15 protein-coding genes and 1 tRNA gene are annotated in these 13,976 nt (G+C 69.2%); 8 read left to right on the forward strand and 8 right to left on the reverse strand.

Features of this window, described 5'->3' with window-relative positions:
- Positions 1–481: 481 nt before the first annotated feature.
- Both AB0I21_RS49830 and AB0I21_RS49835 read left to right on the forward strand, forming a co-directional pair.
- Positions 482–1,600, forward strand: coding sequence for a hypothetical protein (locus tag AB0I21_RS49830; protein ID WP_360571886.1), 1,119 nt, complete (start codon positions 482–484; stop codon positions 1,598–1,600).
- 268 nt (positions 1,601–1,868) lie between these two features.
- Positions 1,869–2,096, forward strand: coding sequence for a helix-turn-helix domain-containing protein (locus AB0I21_RS49835; RefSeq protein ID WP_360571888.1), 228 nt, complete (start codon positions 1,869–1,871; stop codon positions 2,094–2,096).
- Here the strand turns inward: AB0I21_RS49835 and AB0I21_RS49840 are convergent.
- The 4 genes from AB0I21_RS49840 to AB0I21_RS49855 all read right to left on the reverse strand — a co-directional run bounded on the left by AB0I21_RS49840 (position 2,005) and on the right by AB0I21_RS49855 (position 5,616).
- A complete protein-coding gene (locus AB0I21_RS49840) occupies positions 2,005–2,730 on the reverse strand; it encodes a hypothetical protein (RefSeq protein WP_360571890.1) in 726 nt (241 codons plus the stop codon). The two genes, AB0I21_RS49835 and AB0I21_RS49840, sit on opposite strands and share 92 nt — an antisense overlap.
- A 309-nt stretch (positions 2,731–3,039) precedes the next feature.
- Positions 3,040–3,963 carry a tyrosine-type recombinase/integrase gene (locus AB0I21_RS49845; protein ID WP_360571892.1) on the reverse strand — a complete coding sequence of 308 codons (924 nt, stop codon included), beginning with the start codon at positions 3,961–3,963 and terminating at the stop codon, positions 3,040–3,042.
- Between the two features lie 505 nt (positions 3,964–4,468).
- On the reverse strand, positions 4,469–5,428 hold the full coding sequence (locus tag AB0I21_RS49850) for a tyrosine-type recombinase/integrase (protein WP_360571893.1): 960 nt from the start codon (positions 5,426–5,428) through the stop codon (positions 4,469–4,471).
- A gap of 114 nt (positions 5,429–5,542) precedes the next feature.
- A tRNA-Pro gene (locus AB0I21_RS49855) sits at positions 5,543–5,616 on the reverse strand.
- 94 nt (positions 5,617–5,710) lie between these two features.
- On the opposite strand from AB0I21_RS49855, the gene AB0I21_RS49860 reads away from it, so the two are divergent.
- The 3 genes from AB0I21_RS49860 to AB0I21_RS49870 all read left to right on the forward strand — a co-directional run bounded on the left by AB0I21_RS49860 (position 5,711) and on the right by AB0I21_RS49870 (position 7,559).
- A complete protein-coding gene (locus AB0I21_RS49860; RefSeq protein WP_360571895.1) occupies positions 5,711–6,118 on the forward strand; it encodes a VOC family protein in 408 nt (135 codons plus the stop codon).
- 95 nt (positions 6,119–6,213) lie between these two features.
- Positions 6,214–6,666: a response regulator gene (locus tag AB0I21_RS49865; protein WP_360571897.1), complete on the forward strand. Its 453-nt coding sequence runs from the start codon at positions 6,214–6,216 to the stop codon at positions 6,664–6,666.
- Between the two features lie 86 nt (positions 6,667–6,752).
- Entirely contained in the window at positions 6,753–7,559 is an 807-nt protein-coding gene (locus AB0I21_RS49870; RefSeq protein ID WP_360571899.1) for a hypothetical protein, read from the forward strand.
- A 135-nt stretch (positions 7,560–7,694) separates the two neighbouring features.
- Here AB0I21_RS49870 and der read toward each other — a convergent pair whose 3' ends face one another.
- The 3 genes from der to AB0I21_RS49885 form a co-directional block, all read right to left on the reverse strand.
- Positions 7,695–9,080 (reverse strand): ribosome biogenesis GTPase Der, encoded by a 1,386-nt coding sequence (der, locus tag AB0I21_RS49875; RefSeq protein WP_360571901.1) that lies wholly within the window; start codon positions 9,078–9,080, stop codon positions 7,695–7,697.
- Positions 9,081–9,119: 39 nt separating this feature from the next.
- Positions 9,120–9,791 (reverse strand): (d)CMP kinase, encoded by a 672-nt coding sequence (cmk, locus tag AB0I21_RS49880; RefSeq protein ID WP_360571903.1) that lies wholly within the window; start codon positions 9,789–9,791, stop codon positions 9,120–9,122.
- Positions 9,792–9,868: 77 nt separating this feature from the next.
- The gene (locus tag AB0I21_RS49885; RefSeq protein ID WP_360571905.1) at positions 9,869–10,417 is read right to left on the reverse strand and encodes a MarR family winged helix-turn-helix transcriptional regulator; all 549 of its coding nucleotides are present in this window, start codon (positions 10,415–10,417) and stop codon (positions 9,869–9,871) included.
- Between the two features lie 121 nt (positions 10,418–10,538).
- Here AB0I21_RS49885 and AB0I21_RS49890 point away from each other — a divergent pair, with 121 nt between their 5' ends.
- Positions 10,539–11,099, forward strand: a complete 561-nt coding sequence (locus tag AB0I21_RS49890) for an NAD(P)H-dependent oxidoreductase (RefSeq protein ID WP_360571907.1) — start codon at positions 10,539–10,541, stop codon at positions 11,097–11,099.
- Positions 11,100–11,142: 43 nt separating this feature from the next.
- Here AB0I21_RS49890 and AB0I21_RS49895 read toward each other — a convergent pair whose 3' ends face one another.
- Positions 11,143–12,117, reverse strand: coding sequence for a WYL domain-containing protein (locus AB0I21_RS49895; RefSeq protein ID WP_360571909.1), 975 nt, complete (start codon positions 12,115–12,117; stop codon positions 11,143–11,145).
- A gap of 63 nt (positions 12,118–12,180) precedes the next feature.
- On the opposite strand from AB0I21_RS49895, the gene AB0I21_RS49900 reads away from it, so the two are divergent.
- Positions 12,181–13,116: an ATP-binding cassette domain-containing protein gene (locus AB0I21_RS49900; RefSeq protein ID WP_360571910.1), complete on the forward strand. Its 936-nt coding sequence runs from the start codon at positions 12,181–12,183 to the stop codon at positions 13,114–13,116.
- An 83-nt stretch (positions 13,117–13,199) separates the two neighbouring features.
- Complete coding sequence (locus tag AB0I21_RS49905; protein ID WP_354903962.1) at positions 13,200–13,970, forward strand: ABC transporter permease; 771 nt, start codon at positions 13,200–13,202, stop codon at positions 13,968–13,970.
- Positions 13,971–13,976: the final 6 nt, after the last annotated feature.

Below are 13,976 nucleotides of genomic sequence, written 5' to 3' on the forward strand. Positions count from 1 at the left end.
GGCTTGCTGTGGAACCTCCTCACCCGATGTGGGCTGTCCCAGCCGCGTAGATCGCCCCTGTCGCCTTGAGTCCGACTACGCCATGAAGATCCTTAAAACGACCATCGCCCACATCAGGGCATCGCCAACGCCCGACCGCTGCACCCACTACCCACACCGATCGCTGATCCGGACCAGATCACTAGGCTCCGCGTCCGACGACACGACCGACTTGGCGGCATCCTCCACGAATACAAACACGCCGCTTGACCTGCCCGGATGAGGTTTTCGGCAAGTACAACCCCGTGCGAGTCCGACCTCTACCAGAGCATCCTCGCCCTCCGCCACCCGAGGCCGGCCGTGGCACTCTGTGGCACCCCTTGTCACCCCTGGTACCTCGTCCCCCGCTCCAGCAAGTGGAACCATCAAGGGACATGCCCGGTTTCGGCACGCCGCTGCCGAGGCCGTACACGCAGGTTCCCTATCGCTTCTGGGGGAACACTTGACGCACTACGCGGTCGATGAAACGCACGGCAAGCTGATTGCCGTCTGGAGTGTCGGGCACGGCGAGACGGCTCGCGTCGTAGCATCCCTGCCCGCCGCCGCCGTAGCTCCCGAACAGTCCTTCGCCTTGGCGGTTACGCTGACCGGCCTCTCGCAGGTGCTGTGGCGGTGCTACACACATCCGGCGTCCGCAACCAGCAGCCATGAGGTCGACTCCGAAGGTTGGCGGCGCGCAGAATCCCGCAAGTCGTTCGAGCTCGTCGTATCGTCGCTCCGCAACCCGAACCTTCCCGATGGCGACACACTTCTGACCTCCTACGACCCGGTCGAGGAGTCCGCACATCGCATCGGGCGCGCCCTGCACGCGATCGGCGACGCCGACCTCAGCAACGCGATCACCGACGACGTCCAGAGCGAGATCGCCGCCGTCGAGGACGCCGAACGCGGAGACCTCAACGGCCGAGCTCGGCAAGCGGTCATGCTCAGCCGAGCGGATGCCTCGCCAGTGCAGGTCGCCGCAGCTGACCACCTGCTGCGACAGAACCCTCTCGGCAGCGACGACCTGTTCTTGACCATGGACCCGACCGCCGCGTCAGTGGCCGCCGCGCATTGGCTCCGAGCCGCCGCCGACGTCGTCGCAGACCTGTCGGGCATCGACCCCACGAGCGTCGTCGAAGAAGCCGACAACATCGAGGCCCTCCCCCACGCCACGCCCACCAAGGTCCTCGAAATGCTGGACCTCGGGCTGTCGCCGCGCAATGTCGTCATTGAACTCATCACCGACGCCATGCGCGTCGCCGAAGGCGAAATGCCGGACCTCGACGAGGCACGCGACGCCATCGACGATGCAGAGCAACTCGCAGATCACGATGCAGACGGCGCCGAGGTCATGCCCGTCCGCCTGACCCCGTTCGACCCCCAACGGCCGGCCCGGGATCTCCTCGAGGATTTGCTGGCCGGGATCCGGGGGTGCTGGCTGCTGTACACCGAGCACTACATCCTCAGCACCGAGCGAGCAGACGACGCATCCGACGAGTACCGCGACGACGAGATCGACACGTCGTTCATCCAGGCCGTTCGCAAACGAGCGAGCGAAGACCGGAAACGGCTGGAGTAGGCCACGTCAGCGTACGAGACCTTGTCAAAGCCTTCGAGGAGGTGGGTGAAGGGAATCGAACCCTCACTCCGGGAACCGCGACCTTGCCTGGGAGGTAACCCTGAGTCATTGCGGGCGCAGCTCCAAGTGGCGGAGTTGCGCCTCCGGTTGAGGGGACTCGAACCCCTGACCCATGGGAGGCAGCTCGTAACGCACTCGTCGCCGATCACCGGAAACGACTCCCGCCGACCTTACGCTGTGCAACGACGTTGAGGGAAGTGGGGAAGTTATGGAAGTTGGCGGCGAGATCTTCTACACCTATGCGGAGGCAGCCGAGCGTCTACGTGTGTCCGATTCATCGTTGCGCAAGTGGGTTGCCCAGAGGTTGATTCGGCACCATGTGATGGGCGGTCGTCTGATCCGGTTCACCGAGGAGGATCTTCGCTCGGCGTTCCGTGTGGTCGAGCCGGTCCCGGTAGTCCCTGCTGTTCGTCGGCGTCGCGCACGACGGAGATGAGCGAGCGTTTGCCGTTCGTGGCCACTGTCATACGCTCGAACCATCGATCTGGCGACGCGCGAAGCGCGAGGTACGCCTTGTGCAGATCCGCCACGCTTACGTCGATGGTCATTGATGCGGTTGGTGGATCGCCGAGCGGCGTGGAGTACGGCAGAAGGTCCCAGGCGTAGTCGTCCAGATGCGTTGGCAGGCCGTGGCTGGGATGGCTCGGATCGAACAGGGCGTCGTCGACCTCTTCCTCTGCTCGGTCGACGGCGAGGTGCAGGATCAGGTAGTCGATGACGCAGTCGGCGGCGAGACCGCCGCCGGTTTCGAGCTGCTGGATCAGCAGTCGACCGTGGGCCGCGGCATGCCGTCGCCATGCCTCCGGCTGCCGCCAGGTGGCGTGAGGCAGCTGGTCCAGGACTCGCCATGATCCCGTGTCGGCGCTGATGACCGGCTCGCTGCCATGGTCGTCAGTGTCGAGGGCGATGCCGTCGGTCACAAGACAGAGTCCGGTGTACAGCGCTGAGGCGGTGCGAGGTGTGAACTCGGGGTCGACTCCGTACAGGGCGGCGAAGTCTGGTCTGACCCAAGTTGCTTCGTCGTCGCCTGGCGCATCGACGGGCGTGTGACGGGGTTGGCGTCTGTCCACGGTTCCTCCTGTTGGGTTGATGGTCAGCTGTTCTCGGAGGTGCGGCGTCTAGAGCGAGCGGAGCGTTCCGCGAGTTGCAGCATGTAGGCGCGTCGTGCGTGGGCAGCCATGGCGGTCCGGGTCTCCGCAGGTAGGACGCCGAGCGGGTCCACCTGCCGTTCGAACCGGGCGAGGAAGGCGTTGGTGGCCGGGGTCGTGCGGGCGGTCCGGTCGCTGGTGTTCGCCCAGGAGGCATGCGCGGCGATCCGAGCTCGGCGAACACGCTGCTGCGGGCTCAGGCTTTCGCGACGCGGCTCCGGGGTGTCGTGGTCAGACACGTTCGCCGATGCCGATCCGGGACTGGATCTGCTGTGCGCGTTCGGCAGCGGCGCTCGCGCCGTAGTGCCGTGGCATGTCCTCCGACGTCCAGCCAAGCAGCAGCATCAGGTCGCCGGTGTCCCCGCCGGCGAGCTTCCATTCGTGGGCGTAGTTGTGCCGCCATCGATGCGCGTGGACGCCGGACACTCCGCCCTGCACACCACGGCGGCGCAGCATCAGCTTCACGCCGTTCGCTGAGAGCGAGTGGCCGCCCCGCTCGGCGAGCCACAGCGCCGGTAGCGAGAACCCGGTGTGCCGGGCGCGGGCGCGGAGGTAGCGGCTCAGCGCCCGCCCGGTTCTCGGCCCGAACCGCACCCGCCGGTCCTTGCTGCCCTTTCCCCGGTAGTGGATCGTGTCGGCGTCCATGTTGACGTCATAGATGCGCAGGTTCGCCACCTCCGACAGCCGGGCGCCGGTGTTGTACAGCATCCGGACGATGGCCTCGTCGCGCAGGTTGACGAACTGGGTTCCTTTGCACGCCTCGAGGACCCGCTTGGTGTCGTCGTCACGGATGATCGGGATCAGCTTGGTCGGGGTCTTCGGCTGCCGTACCCGTTCCATCGGCGAACGGGCGATCTCCTCGTCCTCGGCAAGCCACTTGAAGAACTGCTGCAGCCCCTTGTGCTTGTTCAGCGCGGTCGCCGCCGACCGCGTCTGCACCATCCAAGCCTGAAACTCCTCGACAGCCGCCCGTTCGACAACGGTCGGATCATCCGCCGCACCTGCAGTGCCGTCCTGCTCACCGAGGTACCGCGCCAACTGGACGGCGGCCAGGAGGTAGTTGTAGCGGGTCGTATCCGGGTGGTTCGCCGCGCGCAGGGTGCGGTCCCAATCGCGCAGATAGCTCGACCAGACCAGCGGTAGGCCGGCGGTCAACTTCTGCAGATCTATGGTCACCGTCCACTCCCCCGTCCGACGCGGTGATCCTCGCCGGTCCGAGCATCACCCACGCGCCGCTGCAAACGGAACGTGTCACCGGGTGTCACCTGTTGCCAAGGTGGCCCACGGGACCGGCGCCCGCGCAAGGCGCAGGTACGGCAGCTGCAACTCATTGCGAGGCTGCGCCATGTTCAGCACCCCGTCCACTACACGCCGCAACGGAGCGCTTCACGGCGGCATGACCCGCCAGGTCCATTGACCATCGCGGCCTACAGGTCTCCCACTGACTGACCGACCGGCTGCGATGGCACACGGGCATCCCGAGGCCCACAGTCACCAGCCACTCGCATGAGCCACCGCACCCGACTCCTCCGGGGATCGCCGGCCTGCCGACCGAGATCGGCGAGGCGAGACCCACGTTCTCAACGTTGAACCGACTGTGAGTGAACGGAGGCGGCCCCTGGCCGACTGTGTCGGCGAGGGGCCGCCTCCGCTGGAACTGTCAGACGCGTTCGCCGATGCCGAACTGCGCCTGGATCTCCTGCGCCCGCTCGGCGGCGGCGCTGGCGCCGTAGTGACGCGGCATATCCTCCGACGTCCAACCCAGCAGCAACATCAGATCGCCGGTGTTGCCACCGGCACGGTGCCACTCGTGGGCGAAGTTGTGACGCCACCGGTGCGCATGGACACCCTCGATACCGGCAGCGAGGCCGAGCCGCTTCAGCCGGATCTTGATGCCGTTCGGCAGCAGCGGCCAGGCACCGCGCTCGGCCAGCCACAGGTTCGGGACCTGATCGACGTCGCGGCGCTTCGCCCGGGCCCGCAGGTACTTGCTCAAGGCCCGGGCGGTCTTCGGGCCGAATCGCACCCGCCGGTCCTTTGCGCCCTTGCCGTGGAACCGCACGGATTCGGTGTTCATGTCGAGATCGGTCAGCAGCAGGTTGCCGACTTCGGACAGGCGGGCGCCGGTGTTGTAGTACAGCCGGATCAGCGCCTCGTCGCGCAGGTTCACGAACGACTTGCCCTTGCACGCGTCGAGGAGCTTCTTCGTGTCGTCGTCGCGCATCACGGGAATGAGCTTCTTCGGCGTCTTCGGCTGCTTCACCCGGTCCATCGGCGAGCGGTCCATCTCGTCCTCGTCGACGAGGTACTTGAAGAACTGCTGCAGACCCTTGTGCTTGTTCAAGGCGGTCGCGGCCGAGCGGGTCTCGATCACCCACGCCTGGAAATGCTCGACGTGCGCCTTCGTCACGTCGGTCGGGTCCTCGGCCGCGTCCTCCGCGTCGGGGTCCGGAGAATGCTCGCCGAGATACCGGCCCAACTGTGCCGCGGCGAGCAGGTAGTTGTAGCGGGTGGTCTCCGGATGGTTGGCGGCGCGCAGGGTCCGGTCCCAGTCGCGCAGGTGTCCGGGCCAGTCACCGGCGAGACCTTCGGTGAGCTTTTCGATCTTGAGCAGGGGCATCTCGTCACCCGTCGAGTCAAGGGGTCCAACAGCGGCGTGCTCGACCTGGACACCTTGCTCAAGAACGAAAAAAGGGCCTCCGCAGGCTTGTGACCTGCGAAAACCCTTGCGCTGTCGGGACGGCGGGATTCGAACCCACGACCCCTTGACCCCCAGTCAAGTGCGCTACCAAGCTGCGCTACGTCCCGTGCAACCGGACTCGTCCGGAGCAGCCGCTACAGACTAGCGCATAGGGTTACCGCCGCGCGCAGGAGTATCCCCTGTCCCAACTACGGTGGGGGGATGCGGCTGGATCTGGTGACGGTGGTGGTGGAGGAGTACGACCCTGCGATCGTGTTCTTCACCGAGGTGCTGGGGTTTGAGCTGGTGGAGGACTCGCCGGCGACGACGACCGACGGGGCGGCGAAGCGGTGGGTCGTGGTGCGGCCGCCGGGTGGGGGGACGGGGTTGCTGCTGGCGCGGGCTGATGGGGAGCGGCAGCGGGAGGCGGTCGGGGACCAGGTGAAGGGCAGGGTGGGGTTCTTCCTGCGGGTGGACGACTTCCGGGCGACGTTCGAGCGGCTGGAGGCGGCCGGTGTCACGATCGTGCGGCCGCCGCGGGACGAGGTGTACGGGCAGGTCGCGGTCTTCGAGGACGTCGCCGGCAATCTGTGGGATCTGCTGGGGCCGCCGGTGGGGGAAGCGCAGTGACGTAGCGCACACAACCGGTCGGCAACGGAAAGGCCGCTGAAGCACAGCCGGGTGCGGTGAACCTGATGGTCTCAACCCGTTGCAGGAGGTTCCCGATGAACACGGCCATCGCGTCCGAAGCGCAGACCGCCCGGATTCTCGTCGTCGACGACGACCCGGATCTGCGGGGCATGGTGGCGTACAAGCTGGTGAAGGCGGGCTTCGAGGTCATCGAGACCGACAACGGGCTGGCCGCGGTCGACGCCGCGGTCGCCTGCCTGCCCAACCTGGTGATCCTCGACATCATGATGCCGGGGCAGGACGGGCTCACCGCGTGCGAGCAGCTGCGGGCGGATCCGGAGACGGCGCAGATCCCGGTGATGCTGCTGTCCGCGCTGTCGCAGCCGGACGTCGTACGCAGCGGCGTGATGGCGGGGGCGGTGCACCACATGGTCAAACCGTTCAGCCCAGAGGCACTGCTGCGCAGCGTGCAGTCGCTGCTGCGGGTGCACCCGACGCCGGTGGACCCCAACACAGGCCACGATCTGGGCCGCAGCTATCAGTGGTGACCGGACATGTCTGTCGTATAGGCGCAGTCAACGTATCGACAGCGTGATCACGTGCTCTCTTCAGGTAACCACACTTGGAGGGCACCATGGGATACCTCACCCCACCGGTGGACGCTCCGCAGCGTCCCGGCAAACCGCAGGATCAGGCCGACGAGAACCTGAAGGCCAGGATCCTCTACCTGCGCTCCTTCCTGCTGATGCGCACCCTGATCGGCGTCATGGGCATTCTGCTGCCGGTGACGCTCCTGCTCGGCGACGGCTTCCTGTTCGAGGGAGGGAAGCCGCGGGGGTCGCTGAGCGCGTACTACTACTCCGGCATGCGCGACATCTTCGTCAGCTGCCTGTGCGTGACCGCGTTCTTCCTGATCTTCTACAAGTTCTTCGAGCGGAACCTGGAGAACACGCTCAGCATCGTCGCCGGCGTGACGGCGGTGGGTGTGGCGCTGTTCCCGACCGGGCGGCCGGGCGGCGGGACGGTGCCGCTGTCGCCGTTGCAGGAGAAGCTCGGCGAGCAGACGGTGCAGAGCGTGCACTACGTGTGCGCGGCGACGTTCATCCTCTGCCTGGGCGTGATCAGCTACTTCTTCGGACGCCGCGAGGGTGCCAGGTCGCAGCACCGCGACGGGCACCTGGCGCGGTTCTCCCCCGCGTTCTGGCGGTCGTTCCACTACGCGTGCGCGGCGGGGATCGCCCTTGCCGTGGTGTACATCGCGGTGACCCAGGTGTCCCACACGCTCGACGCGTACAGCCTGATCATCGGCGAGACGGCCTCGGTGCTGTGCTTCGGCGCGTCGTGGCTGGCGAAGGGCTTGGAGCTCGACATCCTGACCAGCGCCTCGGCGGCACAGGACCAGATCGAGGCGGGCACGACCGAGGAAACGGCAGCAGCCTAGGTGCGTAACGGTGCGCCGCTCAGCTGAGCGGCGCACCTGTCGAAGTCGCGGGCATGGGACTCATGATCTTCGCCGGGCTGGTCGTCGTGGCGGTGGCCGCCGAAGCGTTGCTGCCGCGGCGTGAGCCGGCGAGAACTACTTCTTCCCGCGCGGGCTGTTCTTCTTGCGGGGCTTCACGCTGATGTGGATCGGGGTGCCGAGGAAGTCGAACTCCTCGCGCAGCTTGCGCTCCACGAACCGGACGTAGCCGGGGTCGAGCGCGCCCGTGGTGAAGAGCACGAACTTCGGCGGCGACACGCCGGCCTGGGTGGCGAACAGCACGCGCGGGGCGCGCCCGCCGCGGACCGGGTGCGGGGTCTGCTGCACGAGCGCCGTGAGCCACTGGTTGAGCTGCCCCGTGGGCACGCGACGCTCCCAGTTCTCCAAGGCGGTGCGCAGCGCGGGCGCGAGCTTGTCGACGGCGCGGCCGGTGAGCGCCGAGACGTTGTGCCTGATCGCCCACGGCACGCGGCGCAGCTCCCGCTCGATCTCCTTGCCGAGCTGGTGGCGCCGGTCCTCGTCGACGAGGTCCCACTTGTTGAAGGCGATGACGAGCGCCCGGCCGGACTCGATGACCATGGTGATGATCCGCTGGTCCTGCTCGGAGATGACCTCGCTCGCGTCGAGGAGCACGATCGCGACCTCGGCCGCCTCGATCGCCGCGTTGGTGCGCAGCGAGGCGTAGTACTCGGTGCCGCTGGCGTGCGCGACCCGCTTGCGCAGGCCGGCGGTGTCGACGAGGTGCCAGGTCTCGCCGCCGAAGTCGACGAGGCTGTCGACCGGGTCGACGGTGGTGCCGGCGACGGAGTCGACGACCGCCCGCTCCTCCTTGGCCAGCTTGTTGAGCAGGCTGGACTTGCCGACGTTGGGCCGGCCGACGAGCGCGATGCGGCGCGGCCCGGCCTCGCGGGGCGGGGCGACACGAGCGGCCGGCAGCGCCTCGAGGATCTTGTCGAGCAGGTCGCCGGAGCCGCGGCCGTGCAGGGCCGAGACGGGGAACGGCTCGCCGAGGCCGAGGCCCCAGAGGCTGGAGATCTCGCCCTCGATGCGCGCGTTGTCGACCTTGTTGGCGACGAGGATCACGGGCCGGCCGCTGCGGCGCAGCATCCTGACCGCGGCCTCGTCGTCGGAGGTCGGCGGGATCGTGGCGTCGACCACGAACAGCACCACGTCGGCGGTCTGGGTGGCGATCTCGGCCTGGGTGGCGATGGCCTTGGCCCGCTCCTTGGCGTCGGGCAGCCAGCCGCCGGTGTCCACGACGGTGAAGTGCCGCCCGGTCCACTCGGCGTCATAGGCGACCCGGTCGCGGGTGACGCCGGCAACATCCTCGACGACCGCCTGACGGCGGCCCAGGATCCGGTTGACGAGGGTCGACTTGCCGACGTTGGGTCGGCCGACGACGGCGACGATCGGCACACTCAGCTCGACGTCATCGACAACGTCGACGTCGACCTCGGCACCTGCGGATGCCTCAGCGCTCACGGGGGTCCTTTGCTCAACGGCCGGGGGGCCGGCGCTCGCCTATGCGGTGACCTTGTCCAGCATCCGCTGGAGTCGCTCGACCACCTCGTCGATGCCGAGCGCGGTGGTGTCGAGCACGACGGCGTCGTCGGCTTGGCGAAGCGGATCGGCGGCGCGCGTCGAGTCAAGTCTGTCACGACGGGCCAGGTCGGCTGCGGTCGCGGCCTGGTTGGTCGCATTCTCGGTGCTCCGGCGCCTGGCCCGCTCGTCCGCGGAGGCGGTGAGGTAGACCTTCAGGTCGGCGTCGGGGGCGACGACGGTGCCGATGTCGCGGCCCTCGACCACGATCCGGCCCGCCTCGGCGATGATGTCCCGCTGGAGCGCGACGAGCAGCGCCCGCACGGCCGGGACCGCGGACACGGCCGACACCGCCTGGGTGACCTCGGTGCCGCGGATCTCACTGTCGACGCCGACGCCGTCGACGCTGATGTGCGGCTCGGCCGGGTCGGTGCCGATGCGCAGCGCCGCCGACGCCGCGACGGCGTGGATCTTCTCCGCGTCGGCGAGGTCGACGTTGTCGCGCAGCACGGCCCAGGTCACCGCCCGGTACATGGCGCCGGTGTCCAGGTAGCGGGCGTCGAGGGCCTGTGCCACCCGGCGCGAGATCGTGGACTTGCCGGACCCGGAGGGCCCGTCGATGGCAACCACCAACTGGCCGCTGTGTCCTGCCACGCCCGATCCTCCACAACACGATGAATCCCCGATGACACCTGCTGTTCGACAGTACTTGACCCGCCGGTGGCCCTACCTCACGGGAGCACGTCGTCGCAGGAGGATGGCACATCGCCCGGTGCGCCCGGTGAGGTCGGTGCGCACGGCGAGCACGGGGCGCACGGGTCGCTCACCGTGAGCAGGTGCCGGGTCACCGTCTCGTTGACCTCGATGAGGGCGTCGACGTGCTCGGGGCCGAGCGCGTCGAAGAACCAGTGCCGCACGTGCTCGACGTGGCGGGGCGCGGCGGCGGTGATCGCGTCCCAGCCGGCCTCGGTGAGCACGACGAACGCGCCGCGGGGGTCGTCGGCGCACGGCTCGCGGGCGACCAGGCCGCGTGCGGTCATCCGGGTGATCTGGTGCGTGAGGCGGGTCTTCTCCCAGTCGGCGGCGACGCGGAGCTGGAAGACGCGCAGCCGCCCGCCGGGTGCCTCGGAGAGGCTGACGAGGACCGCGTAGTCGGCGCTGGACAGCCCCGTCTCCTGCTGCAGCTGGCGGGCGATGCGACCCCTGACCGCGGCGTTGACGGCGAGGAACCCGCGCCAGGCGCGCTGCTCCCGCTCGTCGAGCCAATTGGGATCCGTCACACCCGAAGTCTACGTCCATGGGTGACACATCACCGTGGGACGAGCTAGCGTGACGGTGACGCGTCACCCATGCCAGTCACAGGCAGAGCACCCAAACGTCGCACGAGCAGAGAGTTGGACCATGACCAAGATCGGGATCATCCTCGGCAGCACCCGCCCCGGCAGGAACGGCGAGGCGGTCGCCAAGTGGGTGTACGACATCGCGAGCCGCCGCTCCGACGCGGAGTTCGAGCTGGTCGACCTGCTCGACTACAACCTGCCGCACCTCGACGAGGCGGTGCCGCCGTCCATGGGGCAGTACGCGCACGAGCACACCCGGCAGTGGGCCGCGAAGATCGCCGAGCTGGACGGCTTCGTGTTCGTGACGCCGGAGTACAACCACTCGACCAGCGGCGCGCTGAAGAACGCGATCGACTTCGTCTACTCCGAGTGGAACAACAAGGCGGCCGGGTTCGTCAGCTACGGCTCCGCCGGCGGCACCCGCGCGGTCGAGCACCTCCGGCTGATCATGGGCGAGCTGCAGATCGCGGACGTCCGGGCGCAGGTGGCGCTGTCGCTCTTCACCGACTTCGAGAACTTCTCGACGTTCAAGCCGGGCCCGCAGCACGAGGGCACGCTCGGCGTGGTGCTCGACCAGACGGTGAGCTGGACCAAGGCCCTCGAAGCGGTCCGCAAGCAGTAGCCGGCGGTCCGCGAGCAGCAGACGGCGGTCCGCGAGCAGCAGATCAGGAAGCGGCGGCCGCCCGTGCGAAGCGGGCGGCCAGTGCCGCCGTGGCCGACCGCAGCTCCGGCGGCCCGACCAGCTCCACCTCGACGTCGAACATGCCGAACCACGCCGCGAGACCTGTCCACGACCACGAGCCGGCGCTGACCCGGCACCGGTCCGGGCCCAGCTCCTCGACGATGGCCTGGCCCCGGGTCCACTCGGTGATCGCCGCCGCCGGCGCGTGCAGGATCGCCTCGCCGCGGCACGGCAGCGGGTCGTGGCCCTCGAACCGCTCCGCCACGAACGCCGCCACGTCCGCCGCCGGCAGCGGCCGGGGCGTGAACCGGGGACCGCTGGGTGTGCGCAGCGTCATGCGGTCCACCCGGTACGTGCGCCAATCCACCCGATCGAGGTCGAAGCCGATGAGGTACCACCGGCCGCCCCACGTCACCACGTGGCACGGCTCGACCCGGCGCCGGTCGCCGGCGTGCCCGGCCGCGATCTCCCGCACGCCCGCGTAGTCGAAGCGCAGCACCTCCCGCGCCCGGACGGCCTGGCCGATCGCCAGCAGGACCGCCGTGTCGACCCGCGACGGCTGCCAGCCGGCCTTCGCCACCCGGGTCACCTGCAACGCGTCGACCCGCTGGCGCAGCCGGGCCGGCATCACCTGCCGCACCGTCGCCAGGGCGCGCAGCGCCGCCTCCTCGACGCCCTCGACCGACATCGTCGCCGTCTGCAGCGCCACCGCCACCGCGACGGCCTGGTCGTCGTCGAACAGCAGCGGCGGCAGCTCCGACCCGGCGTCGAGCCGGTAGCCGCCGTCCGGCCCGCGGGTCGCCTGCACCGGATAGCCGAGCTCGCGCAGCCGGTCGACGTCGCGCCGGACGGTCCGCGGGCTCACCTCGAGGCGGTCGGCGAGGGTCTGCCCCGGCCAGTCGCGGCGGGCCTGCAGCAGGGACAGCAACGCCAGGAGGCGGGCCGAGGTCTCCAACATGCGTCCAGTATCGCCCGCACTTGAGGACAGAAGCTGTCCGCATCTACCGGCAATCTCAGCGGCATGATTCAGACGAGAGCGCTGACGAAGGACTTCGTCGTCAACCGCAAGACCACGGTGCACGCGGTCCGTGGCATCAGCCTGGACATCGCGCCGGGCGAGCTCGTCGCGGTGCTCGGCCCGAACGGTGCCGGCAAGACCACGACGCTGCGGATGCTGACCACGCTCATCGCGCCGACCAGCGGCACCGCGACCGTCGCCGGGCACGACGTGGCGACGCGGGCGGCGGCGGTACGGCGGGAGATCGGCTACGTGGGGCAGGGCAACGGCGCCGGCCACATCCACCGCGTCGCCGACGAGCTGCGCACCCAGGGCCTCATCTACGGCCTGGACCGCAAGGCCGCCGCCCGGCGCACCGACGAGCTGCTGGAGGCGCTCGACCTCGCCGAGCAGCGCGACCGCAAGGTTTCGGACCTGTCCGGCGGCCAGCGGCGGCGCCTCGACGTGGCGATCGGGCTGGTGCACGCGCCCCGGCTGCTGTTCCTCGACGAGCCGTCGACGGGGCTCGACCCGCAGAACCGCGCGAACCTGTGGCAGCACATCCTGCGGATGCGCGAGGAGCACGGCATGACGATCGTGCTGACCACGCACTACCTCGACGAGGCCGACACCATGGCCGAGCGGGTCGTGGTCGTCGACCACGGCGAGGTGATCGCCGACGACACGGCGTCGGCGCTGAAGGCCAAGCTGACCGGCGACAAGCTGCTGCTGACCGGCGACCTCCCGCTCATCGCCAAGGCGGCCGGCGGGCTCGCCGGCATGCGCGACATGACCGAGATCTCGGACACGCTGACGTTCCGGGTCAACGACGGACCCGCCGCGCTGCCCGAGCTCATCGCGGCGGTGCCGGGCGCCGTCCGTACCGCCGAGATCCAACGCCCCACGCTCGACGACGTCTTCCTGTCCCTGACCGGCCGCAACCTCCGGGAGAACGCATGAGCGGGCCGGAGCGGAGCGGAGAGAGCACTCATCATGTCGCGGTCATGGTCAGGCCGACGCCGGAGCGAAGCGGAGGTGGCGGAATGACCACCCTCGCACTGCGCGACGTCCGCATCGTCGCGGCCCGGGAGCTGCGGCCGCTGCTGCGCTCGCCGTTCTCGCTGATCTTCGGCATGATCCAGCCGCTGGTGTTCCTGGCGCTGTTCGGGCCGCTGCTCGCCGGCTCCCTGAAAGGCCAGGAAGGCGGCCTCGGCAGCGACGTGTGGCAGTGGTTCGTGCCGGCGATCCTCGTCATGACCACGCTCTTCGGCACGTCGACCGTCGGGGCGAACCTGCTCAGCGAGTTCGTCACCGGCGCGCACGAGCGCATGCTCGTCACGCCCCTCGCCCGGCACGCGCTGCTGGTCGGCCGCGCGCTCAAGGAGATGGTGCCGCTCGCCGGGCAGGCCCTGATCATCGTCGTGGTGATGCTGCCGTTCGGCTTCGAGCTGCACCCGGCCGGCGCGCTGCTCGGCCTGGCGCTGCTCGCTCTCTTCGGCGTCGGGCTCGGCTCCTTCAGCTACGCCCTGGCGGTCGCGGTCCGCCGCACCGACTGGATGTTCTGGGTCGTGCACCAGACGCTGCTGTTCCCCCTGATGATCCTCTCCGGGATGCTGCTGCCCCTGGAGACCGGGCCGGGCTGGATGCGGGCGCTGGCGCAGTTCAACCCGCTGGCGCACATGGTGACCGCCGAGCGTCTGCTCTTCGCCGGTACGGTCAGCGACCGCGCCGTCTGGTGGGGCTTCGCCGCGGCGGCCGCGACCGCCCTCGCCGGGCTCACGGTCGGCATCCGCGCGATGCGCCGCTCCACCTGACGGCGG

It is taken from the genome of Dactylosporangium sp. NPDC050588 (assembly GCF_040654975.1).
GTDB lineage: Bacteria > Actinomycetota > Actinomycetes > Mycobacteriales > Micromonosporaceae > Dactylosporangium > Dactylosporangium maewongense.

Excerpts from the sequence above, each read along its gene's own strand:
- AB0I21_RS49835 (WP_360571888.1), top strand. The coding sequence starts at position 1,869 with ATGGAAGTTGGCGGCGAGATCTTCTACACCTATGCGGAGGCAGCCGAG.
- AB0I21_RS49850 (WP_360571893.1), bottom strand. The coding sequence starts at position 5,428 with ATGCCCCTGCTCAAGATCGAAAAGCTCACCGAAGGTCTCGCCGGTGAC.
- AB0I21_RS49860 (WP_360571895.1), top strand. The coding sequence starts at position 5,711 with ATGCGGCTGGATCTGGTGACGGTGGTGGTGGAGGAGTACGACCCTGCG.
- AB0I21_RS49865 (WP_360571897.1), top strand. The coding sequence starts at position 6,214 with ATGAACACGGCCATCGCGTCCGAAGCGCAGACCGCCCGGATTCTCGTC.
- AB0I21_RS49870 (WP_360571899.1), top strand. The coding sequence starts at position 6,753 with ATGGGATACCTCACCCCACCGGTGGACGCTCCGCAGCGTCCCGGCAAA.
- AB0I21_RS49890 (WP_360571907.1), top strand. The coding sequence starts at position 10,539 with ATGACCAAGATCGGGATCATCCTCGGCAGCACCCGCCCCGGCAGGAAC.
- AB0I21_RS49895 (WP_360571909.1), bottom strand. The coding sequence starts at position 12,117 with ATGTTGGAGACCTCGGCCCGCCTCCTGGCGTTGCTGTCCCTGCTGCAG.
- AB0I21_RS49900 (WP_360571910.1), top strand. The coding sequence starts at position 12,181 with ATGATTCAGACGAGAGCGCTGACGAAGGACTTCGTCGTCAACCGCAAG.
- AB0I21_RS49905 (WP_354903962.1), top strand. The coding sequence starts at position 13,200 with ATGACCACCCTCGCACTGCGCGACGTCCGCATCGTCGCGGCCCGGGAG.